The following is a 22,671-nucleotide window of genomic DNA, read 5'->3' as shown; positions in this document are numbered from 1 at the left end:
CAAAACAGATTAAGGAGTTGTTACCTAATGAAAGTTAAACTTCCAAAACCTTTTACGTTTGAATCAGGCCCTCGTGCGGTATTGTTATTACATGGGTTTACAGGACATTCAGCTGACGTACGAATGATGGGGCGTTTTTTGGAAAAGAAAGGATACACCTGCCATGCTCCGATATACCGTGGTCACGGACAGGAGCCGGAAGAATTAGTGAAAGCAAGCGCTGATGAATGGTGGGAGGATGTTCAAAATGCCTACAATCATTTGAAGGAGCTCGGCTATAAGGAAATTGCTGTCGCTGGATTATCACTTGGAGGAGTTTTAGGGTTAAGACTGGCATACACTGAGCAGGTTAAAGGGATAATACCAATGTGTGCACCAATGTTTTTTGACAATCAGGAAGAGCTTACAAAAGGATACAAATTTAAAGCAAAAGAGTTTAAGCAACTAGAAGGCAAGGATGCTGATGCAATTCAGCAGGAAGTAGCAGAACTAATTGAGAATTCACAAGGTATGTTTCAAGATCTTGGTGAGCTCATTACACAAGTACAAAACAATATTGATACTATTTATACACCGACCTTTGTCGTACAAGCACAGCAAGATGAAATGATCAATAAGGAAAGTGCTACATACATCTTTGAGAACGTTGAAGCAGATCAAAAAGATATTAAGTGGTACGAAGAATCAGGCCATGTTATTACAATGGACAAGGAAAAAGAACAGCTTCATGAGGATGTATTTCAATTTTTAGAATCACTTGATTGGAACGAATGATTATAATTTGGTCAAAAAGTTAACAATACTAAAGAAAGAAGGTGAGCATATGAACGAAACGATAAAAGAGCGTTTACGAGATTTTTTTAACGAACATAGGGAAAAGCCTTTAGCTGTTGATGAATTGGAAGATTCATTGGACCTAAAAGGATCAGATGATTTTAAGGAATTAGTAAAAGCGTTGAATGAACTGGAGGAAACTGGTGAACTAGTTCGAACACGTAAAAATCGGTTTGGACTGCCGGAAAAAATGAACCTGGTCCGCGGCAGAATTCAGATGCATGCAAAGGGATTTGCGTTTCTAATACCAGATGATGAGGGACAAACAGACGTTTACATCCATCACTCTGATCTAGCATCAGCAATGAATAATGATAAAGTGCTCGTAAGATTGGAAAAGAAAAATGATGATGGTAATAGGCCGGAAGGGACGGTAATTCGTGTTCTGGAACGTGCAACGCATGCAGTAGTTGGTACGTTTGAAGACAATAAATCTTTTGGTTTTGTAATTGCTGATGATAAACGGATTCCGAATGATATTTTCATACCGAAAAGCATGACAAATGGTGCTGTCACAGGGCATAAAGTTATCGCACATATTACGAAGTATCCGGAAGGCAGGAAAAGTGCTGAGGGTGAAATTATTCAAATCCTTGGTCACAAGAGCGATCCCGGAATTGATATTATATCAATCATTCATAAGCATGGAATCAAGATAGATTTTCCAGAGGAAGTGCTTGATCAGGCTGCAAATACACCTGAAGAAATTGATGAAACAGAACTGGAAAACCGACGTGATCTTCGTGATGAAGTCATTGTCACAATTGATGGAGCAGATGCCAAGGATTTGGATGATGCTGTAACTGTCAAGAAGTTGGATAATGGCAACTATAAGCTTGGTGTATATATTGCTGACGTAAGTTATTACGTTGGACAGAATTCGCCTATTGATAAAGAAGCGTTTGAGCGCGGAACAAGTGTTTATTTGGTTGATCGTGTAATTCCAATGATCCCGCATCGGTTATCGAATGGAATTTGTTCGTTAAATCCGCAAGTGGACAGGCTTACACTTGGCTGTGAGATGGAAATCACGGGTGCCGGTGAAATCGTAAATCATGAAATTTTCCAAAGTGTTATTAAAACGAATGCACGTATGACGTACAGTGATGTTAATAAAATATTGGTCGATCAGGATGAGGAAGTTCGAGTTAAATACAGCACACTCGTCCCAATGTTTGAACAGATGGAGCAACTTGCAGCAATACTGCGTGGTAAACGATTTAACCGTGGTGCTATTGACTTTGATTTCAAAGAATCTCAAGTACTAGTAGATGAAAGCGGAAAGCCAAGTGATGTCGTTTTACGTGAGCGTTCAGTAGCGGAACGATTGATTGAAGAGTTTATGCTGGCAGCAAACGAGACAATTGCTGAACATTTCCACTGGATGGATGTGCCGTTTATTCATCGGATTCATGAAGATCCTAATGAAGGAAAACTCCAGCACTTTTTCGAATTTATTGCCGGGCTAGGTTATGTCGTAAAAGGAACGGCAAATGAAATTCATCCACAAGCACTGCAAAAAGTTATCGAGGAAGTGAAAGATAAGCCAGAGGAAATGATTGTGTCAAAACTTATGCTGCGATCCATGCAGCAAGCAAAATATGATCCGCAAAGTATTGGACATTTTGGGTTAGCTACTGATTTCTATACGCATTTCACATCACCAATCCGACGTTACCCGGATCTGATTGTACATCGGTTAATCCGAACATACTTGATTGAAAAGAAACTCGATGCGAAAACAACTAAACACTGGAAGGATTCCATGCCGGAAATTGCTCGTCACACATCTGGAAGAGAGCGAGCAGCAGTCGATGCCGAGCGGGAAACGGATGATCTTAAGAAAGCAGAGTATATGCAGGACAAAGTTGGCGAGGAATATACTGGTGTCATAAGTTCAGTTACGAATTTCGGCTTGTTTGTTGAATTGGAAAATACCATTGAAGGACTTGTGCACGTTAGTAATCTAACCGATGATTACTATCATTATGACGACCGAAATTATGCCATGATTGGTGAACGAACAGGGAACATCTATAAAATAGGTGAAGAAGTCGAAGTCCGTGTTGTAAAAGTTAATCTGGACGAGCGGATTATTGATTTTGAATTGGCCACAAGCCAGCCACAGCAACCTCAGAAAAACAAGAAAAAAATTAAAGCTAAAAAGGCGAAAAAGTAAGGGGTATTCGCTGATTGATTGAAGACTGATAGGGGGCAGAATGTTGCACCGTATCAGTCTTTTTTTGGCTGTTAAACTTTGACGATAAAGGAATGTCGAATGCCGGGGTTACTAGTCGAACAATTCTGGTTGCATTTTGTTCACCAATAGAATAAAATGTAACTGTTACTATAAATGTTTCCTTAGGTAAACATTTATTAATTCGGACAACAAAGAGGGAGAAAAGCTGAATGTCACATGATCTAATATTAGCATTTCTATTTACGCTTTTTGCGGGTCTGGCAACAGGTATAGGAAGTTTGTTGGCATTCTTTGCAAAAACGACGAACACAAAATTTTTATCTTTTGCCTTAGGCTTTTCGGCAGGCGTAATGATTTATGTATCGTTTGTGGATATTTTTGTTAAAGCAAAAGAATCATTAGTTGGAGAACTTGGAGAACAAAGTGGAAGCTGGCTTACAGTAGGATCCTTTTTTGCAGGAATTGTATTAATTGCATTAATTGACCGTTTCATTCCAAAACAGTCTAATCCGCATGAATTAAAGAAAATTGAAGATATGCGAAAAAATGGTAGTGTTGTAAATGATCCTGCCTTGCTTAAAATGGGGGTATTCACTGCTCTGGCAATCGGAATTCATAACTTTCCAGAGGGGATAGCTACATTTGTATCTACTTTACAGGACCCAGGGTTGGGTTTGGCTATTGCAATTGCGGTCGCCATTCATAACATACCAGAAGGGATAGCAGTGTCAGTCCCAATTTATTATGCAACGAATGACAAGAAAAAGGCATTTCGGTTATCTTTTTTGTCAGGATTGGCGGAGCCGATCGGAGCTGTGGCTGCGTTCCTAGTTCTTATGCCGTTTTTGAGTGATATTACATTTGGTGTTATCTTTGCTGGCGTAGCGGGAATTATGGTATTTATCTCGCTTGATGAACTATTGCCTGCAGCAAAGAAGTATGATGAAGCACATGTTTCAATTTATGGATTAATTAGTGGAATGGGAGTAATGGCAGTTAGTTTATTATTGATATTATAGCTGTGGGGGCTGTTCCAACAGCCCTAATTTTTTTCTCGCCTCTTTAAACAATTGGAATAATAACAGATAGTTTGATAAAATAAGGTTCACGCAAGCAGTAGGAGGAAGCACGGTATGCCAAAGGGAAAAGGAAACGAAATAGCTAAAAACAGAAGAGCGTCACACGATTATTTTATAGAAGATACGTATGAAGCAGGGATTGTCTTACAAGGAACGGAGATCAAGTCAATTCGTGCCGGCCGAGTCAATATTAAGGATTCCCACGCGAGAATTGACCGTGGTGAAGTAAAACTGATTAATTTGCATATCGCAACATATGAACAGGGGAATAGGTATAATCATGATCCAACACGGACTCGTAAGTTGCTTTTACACCGTAAGGAAATTGATAAATTGATTGGGTTAACACAACAGCAAGGATATGCACTTGTTCCTTTAAAAATTTATATCAAAAACGGCGTTGCCAAAGTATTACTTGGGCTTGGAAAAGGGAAAAAGAAATATGACAAACGTGAGGATTTGAAACGCAAACAGATGAAACGTGATGTTGATCGTGCTATCAAGGACAACATGAGGTAAAACCTTCCAGGGCTTGATTTTAGCGTTGATTATGGTATAATAAGAATTGTCGTTAGATAAACGACATCAAATTAGATAATTGCTCGTTCTATTCCAAGCGATTCTCCTTTAAATGGGGACGTTACGGATTCGACAGGGATAGATTGAGCTCAGGTCGCGCGTCGAGGTTACGGCTCGTAAAACGTTAATTGCCTAAATATAACTGGCGAAGAAAACAATTCACCAGCTCTAGCAGCTGCCTAAGCACTGCTAAAGCGATCCTTCCTGCTATCGCCCGTGTGGCAGATTGAAGGGTCTCAAATGAAGCGGGCTACACTGTCATTCACCGTCTGAGGATGATAGTTGAAACTAATCAGACTAGCTACACGGAAGCCTGTTGGTAGGCTGACGTGCTAGTGAATGAGAATATACCAACTACACTCGTAGAAGCCTGAGTGGCGATATCTCTGGACGTGGGTTCGATTAGTAAATAGTCGCCTTTTGTGGTAACACAAAAGTGAAAATCCGGCTTTATCGGTGAAACCTAAGTTGCTTTATAACAAAGCAATACGGCAATACCGAGCGGTGTGTGGAGTAATCCAACAGCCGTGTATCGACTTATAGGCTGCCATTTTTATGGTAGTACTAGGATGTGGAATATCACCTGATAAAGGTAAAAATACATTTCACATAAGACGCCGGAGAGCCTAATAAGAATTAGGTTCAAGATATAGTCAGTGCCATGTCGAAAGCATGGAAGAGCACGTCCCACCGTCTCCACCAATACATATTTGGTGGTTTTTTTATGTCTTGTGATTTAAAGCATATCAATATTATTATTACATCTTTAAGCATAAAATTTATAATGAAAATCTTATGCTTAAAAAATATGCTTTATATACAAGAGCTAAAAGACAGGTCAATAAAACAAATCTTATTTTATAATTAATTCGTTTAGATATAGTGTCATATTAACCAAAAAAAGCGAAGGAAAGGTTTATTCGAAAAATAATTAAAAGTTGGCTGAATTTTAGTTATAGGCACAACTGGCTATTTAGAAATACAGTTTCAAAAGGACTGAATTAACAATCTTACACTTTTTTATATGAAAATAATTATAAATGTTGGGTTTTTCGTATCTATTTTTATTGGTTATTAAATGGCCGGCATAATGTAATCTACCCCCTCGAACCCTTGATATATAAAGGTTTTGAAAAAATGCTAACATTATGAATATTACTTGAGGCTTCTCATTAGTTTACCAAACTTTTGGGAGGCCTCTATTTATTGCATTTCTTCAGTTAAATGGCTGTTCACATCGTGTGTTCTATCGGCAGTTTTGTTCAATAAGATTTTTTATGTTTTCTAGAACTACTTTCGCTTTTGCGAGTAACCGTTCTTTTACTGATTTAGAAAGTTCTACTGAAAGAGTGTTTTCTTGTTATTATTTTAGATGTTTGAAATAATTGTCAATATATCAAAGGGAAATCAAGAAATTTTATGGAGGGGATTACATTGAACAAGAAACATTTGCTTATCCAAAAGGCATTTATTTATCCAAAACCCAAAGAGAAGCCTAAATTAGAAGGATATACGTATAATGAGGAATCTGGATATTGGGTTAGTGATAGGGATTTTCTCCCTTATGTTATGGATAAACGTCGACCAAAACCACAGACTAAAAAAGCCGATGTAGAAACAGGAGAGGATCAAAAAGGTGAATAATCCCAGTGTACTAATCATTTCTAACAGCCTAGATTTTACAACTGATTATGTTTGTGTTGAATTAGAGGCAAGGAAAATACCTTATTTAAGGTTAAATAGAGATGAATTTGATAAATACAACATAAGATTAGAAGTTAAAGATACCTCTTTATTCGTTAACATAAAAGATAGAGATTATTGGATAACTGAAAGAGATTTAATTTCTATATATTATAGAGCTCCTATATATTTACGCGATATATACCAAACTAATATAGAAACAGAAGAACAATTATACAGAACTCAATGGACATCATTTATTAGAAACTTGTCTATATTTGAAGATGTAAGATGGCTTAATAACCCAACCTCAACATTTAAAGCTGAAAACAAAATATTGCAACTTAAATATGCACAATTAATTGGTTTTGATTATCCCGATACTACCGTATTAAATTCAACTTATGGAGTACAGCTAGTGGACAATAAGAAATACATTGTTAAGTCTCTTGACACGGCGGTTCTTAAGATTGAAGATAATGAGGCTTTTGTATATTCAATGGCTCTTTTTGGTAGAGAAATTAAAGAATCAAACTTACGATCCTCTCCTGTTATTCTTCAAGAATATATTGAACCAAAAGTAGATATAAGAGTAACAGTAATAAAAAAAGAAATATATGCAGTGAAAATTTTAAAAGAAAATAAAGGCATTAAGGGTGATTGGAGATTACATAAATATAGTTTAAGTTATATTCCAATCGAGATTCCCTTCGATATAGCTAATAAATGTCGTGAAATCTTAGAAAAATTTGATTTAGCTTTTGGTGCAATTGACTTAGCAAAATCAGGAGATAAATATTATTTTATAGAAGTAAATCCTACTGGTGAATGGGCATGGCTGGTTGACAATGCCAATCAATTAATATTTAAATCTATATGTGATTATTTAGAAAGAGTTGATTGATAGTGAGAGCTTTAAAGAGAAGATGGTATCATAATCTATTCCCTATTATATTTATGAGAAAAGCTAACAAAATTATAAATAAAGATATTATAAGCTTAAAAAATAAATTAGACGAAGAAAACTTCAGTTCTGAATATATGAGGCAATATGATAATCTTACCAAAGATGAAGCTGTTAGATTTTTTGAAAAGATAATAAGTTATAGGAGATCTCTAGAAGAAAAAGCAAAAAGCAACATACTGATTGTTACTATCTCTATAACTGTAATATTAGGTATGGCTAGTTTGTTATTTAGTATTCCCGAAAAAACAAATACAAGTAATTTAATGAATATAATTTTAGTTGTATTATTCTTGCTAAGTTTGGTTTATATGACTATAGGCTCCATTTTATCTTTACAAACCTTAAATGCTGGGGAACTTAAGCAGCGATATGAGTTATCACCAGAGGATTTAGACTATTTATCGAGTATAGCAGAAGAAGATAGAAATAAAGAATTCAAGTTAATTTTATCATCTTATAATGAACTAAATAATAAAATCAATTTAAAACTGAATAATTTTGCAAGTTGCACGTATGAACATATACGAAATTCTATAATAACCTTTTTTCTTCTAGGCATGTTTATTTCTACTATCTTCTTAATTAATCAATTTAATGGGGATGAAAAAGAAAATAACGAGCTTATCAATCAACAACAATCATTAGAACAGATACATGAAGAACTGGATAAATTAAACAAAAATATTGGATCTCATTTTGAATTTTTTAAAAATGATGAGGTTAAGAAACAACAAAAGGAGATATTAAGAAAAATAAAGAGTATAGAGAAGAGGCTAACACCTATTGAAAATGATTTAAAATCAAATCAATAAAGTACTAGCTTAAATAGCTTTAAAAGCCAGAGAAATCTCTTCCTAATACTTCAGAATCTTAGGATACTAATTTTGCCAATTGGATTTTAGGCTCCAAACATCGTAGAAATTTAATAGATGATTTTCATAAGTTGACCCGACTTGTGAGATGCTTCTTCTTTCATCTCTTGTCACATGAAGAAATAACATTTCCGTTGTTTAATCATCCAAATCCTTTTTAATGGTTAAACAAAAATGTCTAATAATTTAAAAAATGATACAATATAATCCAAATACATATTTTTATATAATGTTAGATTGTGTCATAATTAATTGAATTACATTATAAGGAACTTTAAGAGGTGGTTAATAATGGAGATATTTAATATTATTGCAAGTGTACATCAATTCTCTCGCTTATAATTTCTTTTTTTATTGTCAATAAAGTAATAAAGATTACAAATGATATGTCAAAAGATGATTCTATGATACGGAATAGACAGACTGTAAAAACAAAGGATAACAGGTTACTCCACTATGTAGTGTTGTAAATTATGATTTCTCAAAGTACCATCAATTAATCAGTAATTTGTTGTTCGACAAATCAAAGATTTTAAATACAGGTGCTATTAACACTTTGTTTTATGTAAAATCTGATATTACTTTTGTTTTACATTATTCTTCTATAATTGTACTTAACCTTTTGAATAGACTATAGGTCATTAAAACAAATAATGAGAAGATATACATTCCGAAAAGTATTTTCGAAATGGTTAAGACAAATTTTGAAAAATCTAGAGCATCAGAAAATGTGAAAGGAACAATGTATTTAGTAGAAGATGGAACCCCTAAAATGCATCACTTTACAGATGAAGAAAAGAAAAATGAAGTTGAATTCTGGAGAAGTATTCTAGTTTGTCTTAACGATTGTAATATAATTGATGATATAGAGGTTCCAGATCTAATTCCTAAAAATTTGATTCCTGATTTTGAAACGATTATGTTAGCTTCAGAAAAAAGTGCTGTTTTAATCTCTGATGACTTATTTATCAGAAAAACTGTTAAAAATATATGTTAATGGGAAATGAACACTGGTAATACAGTTTCTCTGTTAGGGTTCTATTACAAAAACAACAGTAACGAAATAATAGAATATCTAGAGACTTTAAAAGAATTAGTGGAAACAAATATTTCTCATGTTGTTCTAAATTAGATTTAGAATTAATAGTCGAAAAACTATTAGAGACTCCACGAATCTATGAAGAAGGAACCCCGTATAGTAATTTTGAAAAACTAATAAATAATTTGTGTTCTGACTTAGAATTAATAAGAGTATATATGCATATTATTAGAGTGGAAATATATAGGTTATATGAAAAAGCGATTAAATCCTAATGCAATAAACATTATAGAAAATAGTTTTAAAAGTAATAAAAAGAGAATCAAACATCCATGAACTAGAGGATTTAGTTAAAAACTTTTTATTGGAACCTTGTAATAGAGATGTACATAAGGAAAAGTTCCTTTTAGGTCTATATAATCAATAAATATAAATTCCAAACAATCTATATAGTTAATGACGATTACAAAGAAAAAATGCTAACATTTTGCTACTGCAATCCAGTGAAAAACAATAAATCCCTGTTAAAGATGTTACAGTAAGAAATTAGAAAACCTTGATATACCGCACACTACTCACACCATGTTAAAGGTATTACACACTCTCAACTTAGGGACAAGAATACCTAAAAACCCACAATAAATGAACTATATAGGATGATCAACGTTTCGGATATCAATCATTACACAAAGATGCTGACAGCCTAGAAATACATGGAACTGTTTTTATTTTTTATTGCGCAGTTGAATGAGGTAGAAAGTTTAACCGCACTTCTTTGATTTAAATGTAATAGATGAGTGTCACAGAGGTAGTGTAGAAGAGAAGTCTGCATGGAGAAAAAGTGTAAGACTACTTTTCTTCGTTGTAGTAGTGCAATAATGTGTTTATGAGTATTGAATCAAAGTGATATTTTAAGAAGGGCTGAGCTAAATGACTAATCAAAAACCCAGAAATACAAAATACGTCCAACATTTTTCAACGAGAATACCTTGGAAGGATAATGGGTTTACAGGGAAGATTGACGATAAACCTAAAAATAATGTTGCAAGTCAGGTGATTCCCAATATTGCTTCATCAAGGGATTTAGAATTTGAGGATATGAATAAAGGAAAGGGTTACCTTGAGGTAGGTCCCCTGGAAATGCAGCATTGGATTACCGAAAATGCTGCATTTATGAGTAAAACGAAGCTTTCTTTAAAATTAAATCATCCATACAAAAAAGGTAACGAGAAATTTAAGCATTTTGAAGAGACGGAATTTGAGGTTCAACCATATTCTTTTTTATTACGACCATTTTCATGGACGTTGAAAGATAATGCCAAGGAGAAGTCTAGGTATTATAATTTCTATTTCGATTTGGAAAAAACTGAGCGGATGCTTACTTGGAAAAGTGCATGGGTTTCACACGGGGATTCTCAAAAGGGAATTTTTAATTACTTTTTCTCGGGTGTAAAATCAAATCAGTCTATTATATTTCCATATTACAAGCAAGTTCCTTTTATTGAAAATAACAGGAGAGTTATTGCAGGAATTGGAAATATCATTTCTCCGATTCATATACATGAGTATGATACTGATGGTACTCGTGATGAAAAGAATTATATTTGGGAAACAAATGCAGGACACTCTATTCGAGAAGGTGGGAAACAGGGTTTCTTAATGCCTTACCTTGAAATTGTACAATATGCAAAATCTAATCCGGATTTTGATGTAAGTACTGTCACTATATTTGAACCTACTGGCTTTCGTGACGAATTCTCTTATGCCGCTGAGTGGGTTAGTTACGATGCTACAATTGACGTGTTAAATCAAGCTAAAACTGTCTTAAAAAACATAGCCGATTTGGACTTGAAAGTTGCTAATCGTAATTGGGTGAATACCCAACTTGATTATGTAGAAAATCAATTAGAGAATGTTTGGAATCAACGTGGCATTTATCCAGGACTCGGAGCAGTTTTGTCAGCATTTGGTGTTAAATATGGATTCGATATTTCAAGGTGCATTAATACTGAATATACAAATTTGATTACTGAATTAATTGATTATTTTTCAGGTGATAAAGAAATAGGTGATGAACAGCTAGATGATAGTCTTGCTGAAAAAGAAGATGAGTTTAACGGTCTTTTAAAAGATGAAAATAAAATAAAATATTTTGACCTACTTTCACGAATCAATTTATCAGTTGATCAGGCAATATTTGCTTGGAAAAAGTACAAAAATCATCCGACAGAGATTATTGAAAATCCTTACCGGTTATATGAATTATCCCGTAAGGAAAAAGGTGAAAAACAAATTAATATATCCCAAATTGACAATGCAATGTTTCCGAATAGTTTGATTACAAATAGTAATCCTTTAAAGGGACCATCAAAAATGCGTACTAAAGGTGATAAAAGACGATTTAGATCAATGGTGATTTTTGTTCTTTCACAAGCTGCGGATATTGGACATACATTTTTAAGCTATGACAAGGTTGTAGAGTTAATCAATAAATTGCCACTAGATCATAAAACTGATTTTTCAGTGGAAAAAATTGATGGAATTGTTGAATATTTACAAAACGGTGATTTATATGTCGATGAGGCAAATAATTATATTAAATTAATAGAATATCAGGATTATAAAGAGTTAGTTTTAGAAGTTACGAACAACCGTCTTAAAAGTAAGTTATCTGACTCTCAAAATTGGAGAGAAGTTATCAATGAACAATTTGGTCAACTTCAGGAGGGAAATGAGGAAAATGATCGAAAAGCTCGTGAAGAAAAAGCAAAGGCATTAACAATATTAGAGTCATCAAGATTATCCGTTCTTATTGGAAGGGCAGGAACTGGTAAAACTGCTGCATTGGGTATTCTCTCCTCTTCTACCGAAATAAAATCAGGTGGTGTCTTAGCTTTGACTCCAACAGGAAAAGCAAGGGTTCAGCTTGAAAATTCATTTAAGAAAAATAAAGTAGATGCAGAGTTTGTAACGGTTGCACAATTCTTGACGCGTTCTGATGGATTTAGTTGGGATAGGATGTCTTATAAAATGCCAACCAAACCGAGCACCAGTGTTGCACAAACTATAATTATTGATGAAAGCTCGATGTTAACTGAAGATATGCTCGCTGGTATCCTAAAATTAGTTGACTCTCATGCACGAAGGATTATATTTGTTGGAGATCCTAATCAGTTACCCCCGATTGGAGCAGGGCGGCCATTTGTTGATTTAATAAAACATCTTGAACATAGTTATACGGAAAATATTGCCAAGTTACAGACGGAAATGAGACAAGGTTCAGGGGGGGATGATTTATCATTTGCTCAGCTGTTTTCAGATGCTGATCAAATGGATAAAGGTGTATTATATAAAATAAAAAATAAGCAAGTGAATGAAAGATTGAAATACATTCAATATAATGGTACAGATGAACTTGAAGAATTATTGTTTGATCAGTTAGTTGAAACCCTAGAGATGAATGATGAAGATGATCTTGTTGGATTTAATAAAAGCTTGGGTGCAGAGGTGAACGGTAAGTATACTAATTATAATACAAGTAATCTTATTGAAGATTGGCAAATACTATCACCAACCAAATTTGTAGGGGCAGGAAGTTATTATTTAAATAATCAAGTTCATCAGAAGTATCGTCAAGCAATTGTTGATCAGTGGAACAAATATCCCTGGTCTAAAAATAAACCACAATCAGTTCAAAATATTGTCTACGGTGATAAGGTTATTTCAAATAAGAATGAAAATAGAGATTATTGGGATGGTTCTCCTGGCAAAGCGTATATCGCAAATGGAGAAATTGGATTGATGTTTGCTTACCCGGGGAAGTACGGAAAGAAGGATACTAATAGACAGTATTACAAATTTCGGTTTGGATCTTTTGAAGGTAAAGAGTTTTCATATACAAAATCAGATTTTGGTGGAGACAATAATGATTCAAAGTTGGAACTTGCGTATGCTTTGAGTGTTCATAAGGCTCAAGGATCAGGTTTTGGCAAGGCGATTGTTGTAATTAACGGTCGAAGTTCCTTTATATCAAAGGAATTATTGTACACAGCTTTTTCTCGTCAAAAGGAGCAGCTTATTATTTTGAGTGATTTAAGTGTTGAAGAATTATTTCAGTATTCGAATGATTGGTACTCAGATACAAAGCAACGTTATACAGACCTATTTGAAATTCCTAAGATCACAGAAATTGAATCTAATAAGCAAAAACGTTATTTTGAAGAAAGTTTGATTCACAGAACAATTCGTGGAGAATTAGTTAGATCTAAATCAGAAGTGATTGTAGCTAACATTTTGAATCAATTGGATATCGAATATTCTTATGAGGAATTATTGACGGTTGAAGGGAAAACTTATATACCAGACTTCACTTTGCGTTATCAAGGTCGTACAGCTTATTTAGAGCATCTTGGTTTGTTAGGAAGTGCTTCTTATAAAAAACACTGGGATGAAAAACGAGGCAACTATGAAAAAGCAGGAATTTCCGAAAAAGAAGGGAACTTGATAATTACTAAAGACGGACTCGATGGTAGCCTAGATGCAGTAGAAATTGAAAACAAAATTATTTCTTGGGTTAATGAAAATTAAATAGTTTTGCTTGTTTAGGACGTTGATTTATTCCGAGAAACAGCAAACACGATGCTTCTGTAACAATTGTTGTTTGTTTGGATATTCAAACCCACGTGGAGTGTGTAGATTTTATATTACAAAAAATGTTCTTACCTAAAACAATTTGATTTATATTTCGCTTGTTTCTGGGAACATGTCAACTACCCTGAGTAGAACTAGAACCATACTAAAAAAATATCTTTAATCATAGATGTATGCTAAAAGTAAAACATAAGCAATACGCTAACAAATGCTAACATTTTGCTAACGGAACCCCATGAAAATCAGTAGCTCCCCGTTAAAGATGTTACAGCCAAAAACATCCAATACGTTGATTAATCGCACTTTTGCATCTCTCGTTAACGATATTATATACTCTCACCTTAGGGGTGGCATGATGTGATGACCGCTCAATCCTTAGATATATAAGGGTTTTGAAGTAATTTGTTAACAAAATGCTAACATTAGGTATATTAAAAAGGCTTCTCATTAGTTGATTAAACTTTTGAGAAGCCTCTTTCTTTTGTCTACTGATGTCGTGTAACCTATTACTGATTAAAGCACTACAATTGCAGAACGATAATGTAATAACTAATTCAATTAAAAAAATGAATGATCGAAAAAGCATTGACTATAAAAAGAAAAAGTGTTAATGTCTAGTTAATCGATTACGTAAACGATTACAATAAAGGTGTTGGAAGTGAGTATATGGCAAGCGTTAACTCAAAGAAAAACATAAGAATTAAAGATGTTGCTGAAAAAGCTAATGTTTCAACAGCAACGATATCACATGTGATTAATGGAACAAGATATGTCTCTCCAGAAGTTACTGAAAGAGTTGTACAGGTAATGGAGGAACTAGATTATCGTCCTAATTCTGCTGCTAGAAGCTTAAGAAGTACGAAGACCAATACAATAGGTTTTTTAATCCCTGTAAAAAAAGATGATACATCAAAATCATTTTTTATGTCAATTGCTGAAGGGATTGAGACGAATTTAAATAGTAAAGGATATAACTTAATTTTAAGTAACTCTAAAGAAGATATGCAAGAAGAAATAAAAAGAATAAAAATGTTTAATACGCAACTAGTAGATGGATTAATATTGGCACCAACGAATGATGATTTCAACCATATTCAGGAAGTATTGGATAATCAATTTCCTATTGTTATGATAGATAGGTTACCGATAAATTATGATGGTGATTTTGTATTGGTTGATAACTTCCAAGGAACATATGACGGTGTGACGAAATTAGTGGCATCTGGCTATAAGAAAATTGGTTTTATCAGTTCTGAGTTAGGAATTACAACTACAAATGAAAGATTTGAAGGATACAAACAAGCACTGAAAGATAATAATATACAGTTTAACGACAAGTTTGTTGAATTAGGACTCTCTTCTTTTCAGTCAGGTTATGAACTAACAGAGAAGCTTATTACTAAGCAAATTGATGCCTTATTTATTGCAAATAATATAATGACGATGGGTTCCGTTAAATGCATTCAAGATAATGGTTTACAAATGCCAGACGATATAGCTGTTATTGGATATGATAACTACGATTGGACTAAAATAACTACACCACCATTATCAGTAGTAAACCAACCAGCGTTTGATATCGGATTTAAAGCTGCGGATTGTATTTTGAATCGCATTAATAATAAGGATAAAAAAGAGGCTTTTCATATCAAATTGAAAGCTCATCTAAAAGCCAGAAAATCTATATAATTTTTTTTATTATATACTTAATCGATTACGTAATCGATTAATATAATATTTAAAAGGCTCTTTGCTTTTTAATATATATAATTTTAGGAGGTTGATACGAATGATTGTATGAAAACCAAATTGTCCGTTGGGAGGATTACCAATTATTTAGGACGCTAGAACTTTAAAAGAAACAAGTTATGATTGATAAGGAGGTAATAGGGGTTTTCGGGTGGTTACAACAGGAGGTTCTTATGAAGTTTATTATTTGAAAGGACCTGGAATATTTAAGCATATTTGGATGACAACATGATGTTATTCACCTCAATATCTAAGAAAAGTAGTAATAGAGATTTATTGGGATAACGAAAAGAATCCAAGTGTTAGAGTTCCTTTATGAGATTTTTTTAAAATCGGTTATGGAGTTAGTAAACTTTTCGTGTTTTTGCCAATAAGTATGGTATCTGGTAAAAAAAAGAGAACCAAAGGGACCCATGTAGCAGCAATGAATTGTTATTTTACAATGTGATTCTAGACGCTGAAGGAAAGATATGTTCTTTATTGATGGGGAGGTATGGCTACCATTATTCCACGGAGCTGGAACTGAGGATTATTTTAATACTGCATGAGGATTTCCAAGTGGAGAATATGATGGACCTTATCATGGTATCTCAATAGGAAGTGATGTACAAGAGCATTTTGGTAAGTGGAGTTTATTCAGATTTTATATAGAAGACCCTTTAGATTTACAAAATCTATTAAAGCTACAATTGAAAATGGTCATGAAAAATAAATATATTTTGGGAGGTTAATTGTATGAATAAAAAATTATTATTTCTAATTAGCTTTTTAGTTATTGGAATGTTGTTATCAGCATGTGACGATAATAATACTTCAAATGAAAGCGCTGACAGTGGAGAGGGTGATAATGATAAAACTTTAACGGTACTGGTTGAAGGTGGAAGCCCAGCAGAGAAAGTTGCTGAAGAAACAAAAGATTCTTTTAAAGAAGAAACAGGTTATGAAGTGATTATCGAATCTGTACCATATACAGGTGTGTATGATCGAATGAGAACAGAATTAACAACAGGTGCAGGCGCATTTGATGTTGCAACCATTGATACAATTTGGCTTCCAGCACTATATAAAGGATTAGAACCTATTCAGGAAATCGTAACAGATGAAATGAGCGGAGACCTATTTCCAGGTTTAATTGAGGGATCAACAATTGAAGGTAACGTTTATGGACTACCAACATGGACAAACTCCAAAATATTATTATATAGAAAAGATCTATTTGAAGACGAAAACAATAAAAGTAAATTTGAAGCTGAATTCGGCTATGAATTAGCGCCACCAACGAATTGGCAACAATATAAAGATGTCGCAAGATTTTTTGGCAATAATGAAGATTACCCAGAGCTTTATGGAACAACTGTTTTTGGTGCAAGTTCGGGTGACTCAGTGGCAAGTTGGTTAGACCACGTGTCACAAGCTGGAGCAGATAATTTGGTATTGGATGGTAATGGAGAAGTAGTTGTTAATGACCAATATCATGTTGCGGCATTAAATATGTTGAATGATTTAGTTTCAACGGATGGAATTGTTCCAGAAAATACTTTGGAAACGGCTTCAGCTGAGACTGCTGAGTTATTTTATAATGGAAACTTAGCAATGATGTTAGCTTGGGGACATTTCTATGTGCCGGCAAATGACCCCAATACGTCTGGTGTAGCTGGAAAAGTTGGGGCTGCACCAATGATTGCAGGTCAAGCGGGAATTGGCGTTGTGCCAGGACCTTGGTATCAAGTTATTCCAGCTTCGTCAACTAAGAAGGATATGGCAAAAGAATATCTGAAGTTTATGTATGAGAAAAATGAGCTGTATGCAGATGCGTTAGGTGTAGCCGCAAGACAATCTGTGTTTGAGGAGTATGGTAAAGAAGAGAAGTATTCACATTTGACGCCGTTAGCTAAAACATTAAAAGCAGCGCAAACACAAAACAGACCATCAACTGATCAATGGCAAGAAATTGAAAGTGAAGCTCTAATTCCAGCGGTACAAAAAGTACTAGGAGGACAAATGACTGCTCAAGAAGCCTTAGATGAAGCTAAAGAAGTGATTGAAGGAATTGTAAATTAAACATATAGATGCAGAAAGGATAGGTTAACTTCCTATCCTTTTCTCAATCAGATTATCGTAGAGGGGGAGTGATTATATGAAAAAAGATTCAAAAATATCCTTATTCTTTTTTGCGCCAGCAGGGATATTTATGCTTATATTTCTATTTTTTCCTGTAATGCTTTTGATAAAAGATAGTTTCTTTCAAGTAGATATGATCTCACAAGATTCAGGAACATTTGTAGGTATTAGTAATTATATTGAATCTATTACTTCTGATCGTTTCTTGGGGGCAACAACTAACACGCTGATTTATGTTGTAGTTGCAGTTAGTGTCGAACTATTGTTGGGATTATTTTTCGCCATGCTATTAAATACTGGTTTTAAAGGACATGGATTAGTAAGAACAATTTTGCTGAGTCCATTAATGATAGCACCATTAGTGTCTGGTTTAATATGGAAATTCATGTTGAACAGTCAATTTGGTATTGTCAATCAATTATTGTATGACTTTAATATCACTTCAAGTAGACATGCTATTCAATGGTTATCTGATGATAAAACGGCATTACTATCGACTATCATTGCTGATATTTGGTTGACTACACCATTTATGATGCTAGTATTACTTGCAGGTTTACAAGGAATTCCAAATACTTTGTATGAATCAGCTAAAATTGATGGAGCAAATAAAGTCAAAACATTTTTTTATATAACACTACCATCTTTACTGCCAGTAATGGTTGTAGCGATATTAATTCGAACTGTAGATGCAGCAAGAACATTCGATATTGTTTGGGTTTTAACACAAGGTGGTCCTGCTAATTCATCGGAAGTGTTAAGTACCTATATGTATAAAACGTTAACTAGATATGGTGAGGTTGGTGAATCTAGCGCTATGGCAGTGCTGTTTATCATTCTTTTATTGTTACTTAGCTCTTACTTCCTTATAAGTATGTTTAAGGCAAACAAAAAATAGAGAGGAGATGTAAAATGGAATCTTTAAGTAACACAACTAAAGAAAAAAAATCACTAATTCAGATGATAAGACAGCATAATAAGAAGTTAATTGGTTTTATCACAACCATATTAGCATTATTGTTTATAAGTCCGTATATATATATGATTTTTACATCTATTAAACCATCTTCAGAAGCAATAAGTAATTCTCCTACTTTTTTTCCAAAAGAACTTTCAATAGAGAATTACATTTCTATGTTTGGTCAGATGCCAATATTAAGTTACTTTTTTAATAGTTTTATTACAGCTTTTATTAGTACAGTCTTGTCTGTTTTTTTGGGTGCATTAGCGGCATATGGACTAGCAAGATTTTCATCGAAGTTAGGAAATTTATTTCTTTTATTAACATTATGTATTCGCATGATACCGATGATAAGTATTGCGATTCCGATGTATATCATTATTAATTCAATGGGTTTAATTGATACTCATGCAGCCTTAATTATTACCTATACAAGTATAAATGTTCCTTTTGCAATATGGCTAATGGTGGGATTTTTTAATAGTATTCCGAAAGAATTTGATGAGGCAGCAAGAATAGATGGATGTAATTTTTTTACATCTTTTTTGAAAGTAATATTACCAATATCTTTACCTGGTTTGGCCACAACATCAATATTTTGCTTTATGCTTGCATGGAATGACTTTTTATTTGCTTTATTATTAACTAGTACAAATGCTAAAACAGCTACAGTTGGAATTTCTGAATTTTTAACTGCCTATAACCTAGATTTGGGTCCAATGACAGCTGCAGCGGTTAGTTTTAGTTTACCTGTAATGATATTTTCAATACTAGTTCAGAGATATATTGTAAGCGGAATGACCTTAGGGTCTGTTAAAGGATAGAATGATTAATTATTACTTCAAAGTAGAGGGGCAAATTTATGACAAATAATCATAGTGAACAAGTAATTAAAGCAAATATTTATATAAACCAAGAACAAGAAAAAGTAAAAAATTCTAAATATCGATTAAACTATCACTTGATGCCACCTGTAGGTTGGATGAACGATCCGAATGGATTTGTCCAATATAATGGTGAATATCATCTGTTTTATCAACACTACCCTTATGCTCCAAAATGGGGGCCGATGCATTGGGGGCATGCAAAAAGTAGAGATTTAGTCAATTGGGAACATCTTCCCGTGGCATTAGCACCTTCTGAATATTATGATAATGGTTCAATGGATGACCATGGCTGTTTCTCAGGAAGTGCTATAGAAAAGGATAATGAATTGTATTTATTTTATACGGGGCATTCTATTGAACGTGAACCTATGCAAGTACAATGTATAGCTAAAAGTGAAGATGGAATACATTTTATCAAAGAAAATCAAAATCCTGTAGTTGATTATTTTCCGAAAGATGGGTCAAAAGATTTTCGTGATCCTAAGGTTTGGCAATATGATGATCAATATTATATGGTAGTAGGTTCTAAAAAAGACGGGAAAGGAAAAGCTCTCTTGTATCATTCATCCAATTTAATAGAATGGGGATATAGAGGGGTAGTAGCTGAAAGTAACGGTAAACAAGGAGACATGTGGGAATGTCCAGACCTATTTCCATTAGTAAAAGAACATGCTCTTATTTTGTCACCTATGAATGGAGAGAAAAATGAAAAACCTATTATTATTTTTGGTGAGATGGATTACAAAGCCGCAAAATTCTCTAAAGAAAGAAGCATACTCTTGGATTATGGTCATGATTTTTATGCCCCCCAGACATTGAAAGATGAAAAAGGAAGAAGAATTATGATTGGGTGGATGGACATGTGGTTTTCAAAACGGCCATCTGAGGAAGGTGGTTGGGCTGGAGCTATGACAGTTCCTAGAGAATTAACTTATAACCATAACAGCATATTTATACAGCAGCCTATTGAAGAATTAAAAACCTTAAGAAAAAATCATCATCACATTGAAGATTTTGATATATATGGAGTACGCCGGTTTCCAAAGTTCGATGGAAATGGATCGGAGTTATGCATTGACTTTGATATAGTTAATTCAGACTCACCTGTATTTGGCCTTCATCTAAGATGCTCTACAGATAGATCAGAAAAAACAATTATAAAAGTAGATAAGATTAATGAAGAAATTATTGTGGATTTAACATCAGCAGGTAAAGGAGAAAGTGGAATTTATAAGGCACCTTATAAACCTACAATTGACGGAAAATTGAACTTAAGAATATTCCTCGATATTACGTCAATAGAGATATTCGTAAATCATGGTGAGCAAGTTATAACAAATAGAATATATCCTCACACTGCAAGTAAAGAAGTAGATTTATTTGCTGAAATGGGAAAAGCAAGGGTATTAAAGGCCGATAAATGGTCTCTAAAATCAGTATGGAAATAATTGATGGACGAGAATAAAATGAATTATGGTGCTATAAAGGCTGGTGGTACAAAATTTGTATGTGCTGTCGGTGATGAAAGTTTAAATATCATGGACAAAATTATCCCTACTACGAACCATTCAACAAGCGATTGATGAATTGAAATATATTCCCAATCAAGTAGTAGAAATCTCTTCTAAAATAAAACAAATCTTAAGAGTGATGGCAGAGCATGGTTTTCCGTGTAAGACCTATGAATTGAGCAGGAATCAGTTTGATTTGGATAGTTATTTGCAGGTTGCGAAAGAATTACATGAGAAGTATCCGGATATTAAGAGTGTTTTCTCTGTTGATTTAGTATTAATCGCCTGTTTAAAGGAAGCAATGAAAAAAGAATAAATGTTCCCGAAGAATTGCGCCTTGTTGGGTATGATGGGTTCTTTTGTTTCTCATTTGCCATAACCTTCATTCCCAAGTGTTGTACAACCTTATGACGGATTGGCGCAACAAGCCATTAGCGCATTGTATCAACTAATGAATAAGAAATCATTAAACAAGTAAACCTATGAACTGGTTGTTTGGATGAATGATAAAAAATAACGCTCTAAGAGGAGTTTCTTAGTAATGAGTGAAAGAAAAGGAGCAAAGTTGTTATGAAGGAGAAATTATTAGGCTCGATTGAGGCAGGAGGGACGAAGTTTGTTGTTGCCGTGGCGGATTTCGATTTCAATGTGAAGGAATTAACACAGTTTCCAACGACAACACCAGAAGAAACGCTGGCAAAGGTGGTTAATTTTTTTAAACAATTTGAGGTAGCGTCTATTGGCATTGGTTCCTTTGGGCCGGTCGATGTGACCGTAGAATCGAAAACTTACGGACATGTGCTGAATACCCCTAAAGCGGATTGGTCTGGATTTGATTTCTTAGGAACCTTGAAAGTGGCCTTTGATATCCCGATGTATTTCACCACGGATGTAAATTCTTCGGCTTACGGAGAGTATACGAAGGGTTCTGCGCGTGGTGCTAATTCGGTAGTTTATTTCACGCTTGGTACGGGTGTCGGTGGCGGCGCTCTCCAAAATGGGCAGTTTATCAGCGGAATCGCCCACGCTGAAATGGGTCATGCGACGGTTATCGCACACCCCGAAGATACGTATGCGGGAGATTGTCCTTTCCACAGCAATCATTGCTTTGAAGGCCTTGCTGCTGGTCCAACACTAGAGGGACGCACGGGGATTAAAGGAGAAAAACTCCCTCGAGATCACAAGGTTTTTAATTTTATCTCCTACTATGCAGGACAAATTGCCTTCAATACCTTCGTGAACATGGCACCAGAGAAAATTGTTTTCGGGGGTTCTGTCCTCCAAGAATCTGATATGCCAAAGGTTCGTGAGTATTTCAAACAATTTAACAATGGCTACGTTGTCACGCCAGATTTAGAAGAACTCATCGTTCGTCCTAGCATCGAAAACAACGGTTCCGCAACCATCGGTAACTTTGGATTAGCCTTGAAGGAGTTGAAAGAAAAAGAAGGAAGTCATTCCCTTCCGAGTGGCTTTATCACGAATTAGTAAAGCTCTACTTCCAGCTATATCAAGGGAAAAGTAGTTTATGAATAAACA

At 34.4% G+C, this 22,671-nt stretch carries 17 protein-coding genes, 1 other RNA gene and 1 pseudogene; all 19 read left to right on the top strand.

Annotation, left to right across the window (positions count from 1 at the left end; translation table 11 throughout):
• The first annotated feature begins 27 nt into the window (after positions 1–27).
• The 19 genes and pseudogenes from ACE1TG_RS18420 (at position 28) to ACE1TG_RS18330 (ending at position 22,620) form a co-directional block, all read left to right on the top strand.
• Positions 28–774 (top strand): alpha/beta hydrolase, encoded by a 747-nt coding sequence (locus ACE1TG_RS18420; protein ID WP_375053872.1) that lies wholly within the window; start codon positions 28–30, stop codon positions 772–774.
• A gap of 49 nt (positions 775–823) precedes the next feature.
• Positions 824–3,013: a ribonuclease R gene (rnr, locus tag ACE1TG_RS18415; RefSeq protein WP_375053871.1), complete on the top strand. Its 2,190-nt coding sequence runs from the start codon at positions 824–826 to the stop codon at positions 3,011–3,013.
• 230 nt (positions 3,014–3,243) lie between these two features.
• Positions 3,244–4,053: a zinc transporter ZupT gene (gene zupT, locus ACE1TG_RS18410; RefSeq protein ID WP_375053870.1), complete on the top strand. Its 810-nt coding sequence runs from the start codon at positions 3,244–3,246 to the stop codon at positions 4,051–4,053.
• Positions 4,054–4,167: 114 nt separating this feature from the next.
• Positions 4,168–4,632 (top strand): SsrA-binding protein SmpB, encoded by a 465-nt coding sequence (gene smpB, locus ACE1TG_RS18405; RefSeq protein WP_375053869.1) that lies wholly within the window; start codon positions 4,168–4,170, stop codon positions 4,630–4,632.
• Between the two features lie 122 nt (positions 4,633–4,754).
• Positions 4,755–5,097: a transfer-messenger RNA gene (gene ssrA, locus ACE1TG_RS18400) on the top strand.
• A 1,029-nt stretch (positions 5,098–6,126) separates the two neighbouring features.
• Positions 6,127–6,336 (top strand): hypothetical protein, encoded by a 210-nt coding sequence (locus tag ACE1TG_RS18395; RefSeq protein WP_375053868.1) that lies wholly within the window; start codon positions 6,127–6,129, stop codon positions 6,334–6,336.
• Positions 6,329–7,279, top strand: coding sequence for a hypothetical protein (locus ACE1TG_RS18390; RefSeq protein ID WP_375053867.1), 951 nt, complete (start codon positions 6,329–6,331; stop codon positions 7,277–7,279). The genes ACE1TG_RS18395 and ACE1TG_RS18390 overlap by 8 nt, the downstream gene beginning before the upstream one ends.
• A gap of 53 nt (positions 7,280–7,332) precedes the next feature.
• Positions 7,333–8,154, top strand: a complete 822-nt coding sequence (locus ACE1TG_RS18385) for a hypothetical protein (RefSeq protein ID WP_375053866.1) — start codon at positions 7,333–7,335, stop codon at positions 8,152–8,154.
• A 700-nt stretch (positions 8,155–8,854) separates the two neighbouring features.
• Positions 8,855–9,211 carry a PIN domain-containing protein gene (locus tag ACE1TG_RS18380; protein WP_375053880.1) on the top strand — a complete coding sequence of 119 codons (357 nt, stop codon included), beginning with the start codon at positions 8,855–8,857 and terminating at the stop codon, positions 9,209–9,211.
• Positions 9,212–10,426: 1,215 nt separating this feature from the next.
• A complete protein-coding gene (locus ACE1TG_RS18375) occupies positions 10,427–13,840 on the top strand; it encodes an AAA family ATPase (RefSeq protein ID WP_375053865.1) in 3,414 nt (1,137 codons plus the stop codon).
• Positions 13,841–14,569: 729 nt separating this feature from the next.
• A complete protein-coding gene (locus ACE1TG_RS18370) occupies positions 14,570–15,592 on the top strand; it encodes a LacI family DNA-binding transcriptional regulator (RefSeq protein WP_375053864.1) in 1,023 nt (340 codons plus the stop codon).
• A 530-nt stretch (positions 15,593–16,122) separates the two neighbouring features.
• On the top strand, positions 16,123–16,200 hold the full coding sequence (locus tag ACE1TG_RS18365; RefSeq protein WP_375053879.1) for a DUF2961 domain-containing protein: 78 nt from the start codon (positions 16,123–16,125) through the stop codon (positions 16,198–16,200).
• Between the two features lie 187 nt (positions 16,201–16,387).
• Positions 16,388–17,713 carry an extracellular solute-binding protein gene (locus ACE1TG_RS18360; RefSeq protein WP_375053863.1) on the top strand — a complete coding sequence of 442 codons (1,326 nt, stop codon included), beginning with the start codon at positions 16,388–16,390 and terminating at the stop codon, positions 17,711–17,713.
• A 76-nt stretch (positions 17,714–17,789) separates the two neighbouring features.
• Complete coding sequence (locus ACE1TG_RS18355; RefSeq protein WP_375053862.1) at positions 17,790–18,671, top strand: carbohydrate ABC transporter permease; 882 nt, start codon at positions 17,790–17,792, stop codon at positions 18,669–18,671.
• A gap of 14 nt (positions 18,672–18,685) precedes the next feature.
• Positions 18,686–19,558 carry a carbohydrate ABC transporter permease gene (locus ACE1TG_RS18350; RefSeq protein WP_375053861.1) on the top strand — a complete coding sequence of 291 codons (873 nt, stop codon included), beginning with the start codon at positions 18,686–18,688 and terminating at the stop codon, positions 19,556–19,558.
• Positions 19,559–19,596: 38 nt separating this feature from the next.
• Positions 19,597–21,069: a glycoside hydrolase family 32 protein gene (locus tag ACE1TG_RS18345; protein ID WP_375053860.1), complete on the top strand. Its 1,473-nt coding sequence runs from the start codon at positions 19,597–19,599 to the stop codon at positions 21,067–21,069.
• Between the two features lie 18 nt (positions 21,070–21,087).
• Positions 21,088–21,183: pseudogene (locus ACE1TG_RS18340) on the top strand (fructokinase); the annotation flags it as partial.
• Positions 21,184–21,271: 88 nt separating this feature from the next.
• Complete coding sequence (locus tag ACE1TG_RS18335) at positions 21,272–21,448, top strand: type 1 periplasmic-binding domain-containing protein (protein ID WP_375053859.1); 177 nt, start codon at positions 21,272–21,274, stop codon at positions 21,446–21,448.
• 254 nt (positions 21,449–21,702) lie between these two features.
• Entirely contained in the window at positions 21,703–22,620 is a 918-nt protein-coding gene (locus ACE1TG_RS18330; protein ID WP_375053858.1) for an ROK family protein, read from the top strand.
• Positions 22,621–22,671: the final 51 nt, after the last annotated feature.

It is taken from the genome of Virgibacillus sp. JSM 102003 (genome assembly GCF_041949995.1).
In the GTDB taxonomy this organism is placed as follows: Bacteria; Bacillota; Bacilli; order Bacillales; family Amphibacillaceae; genus Lentibacillus.
The sequence above is the reverse complement of the archived record's forward strand: the minus strand, read 5'-3'. Positions and strand labels throughout refer to the sequence as shown.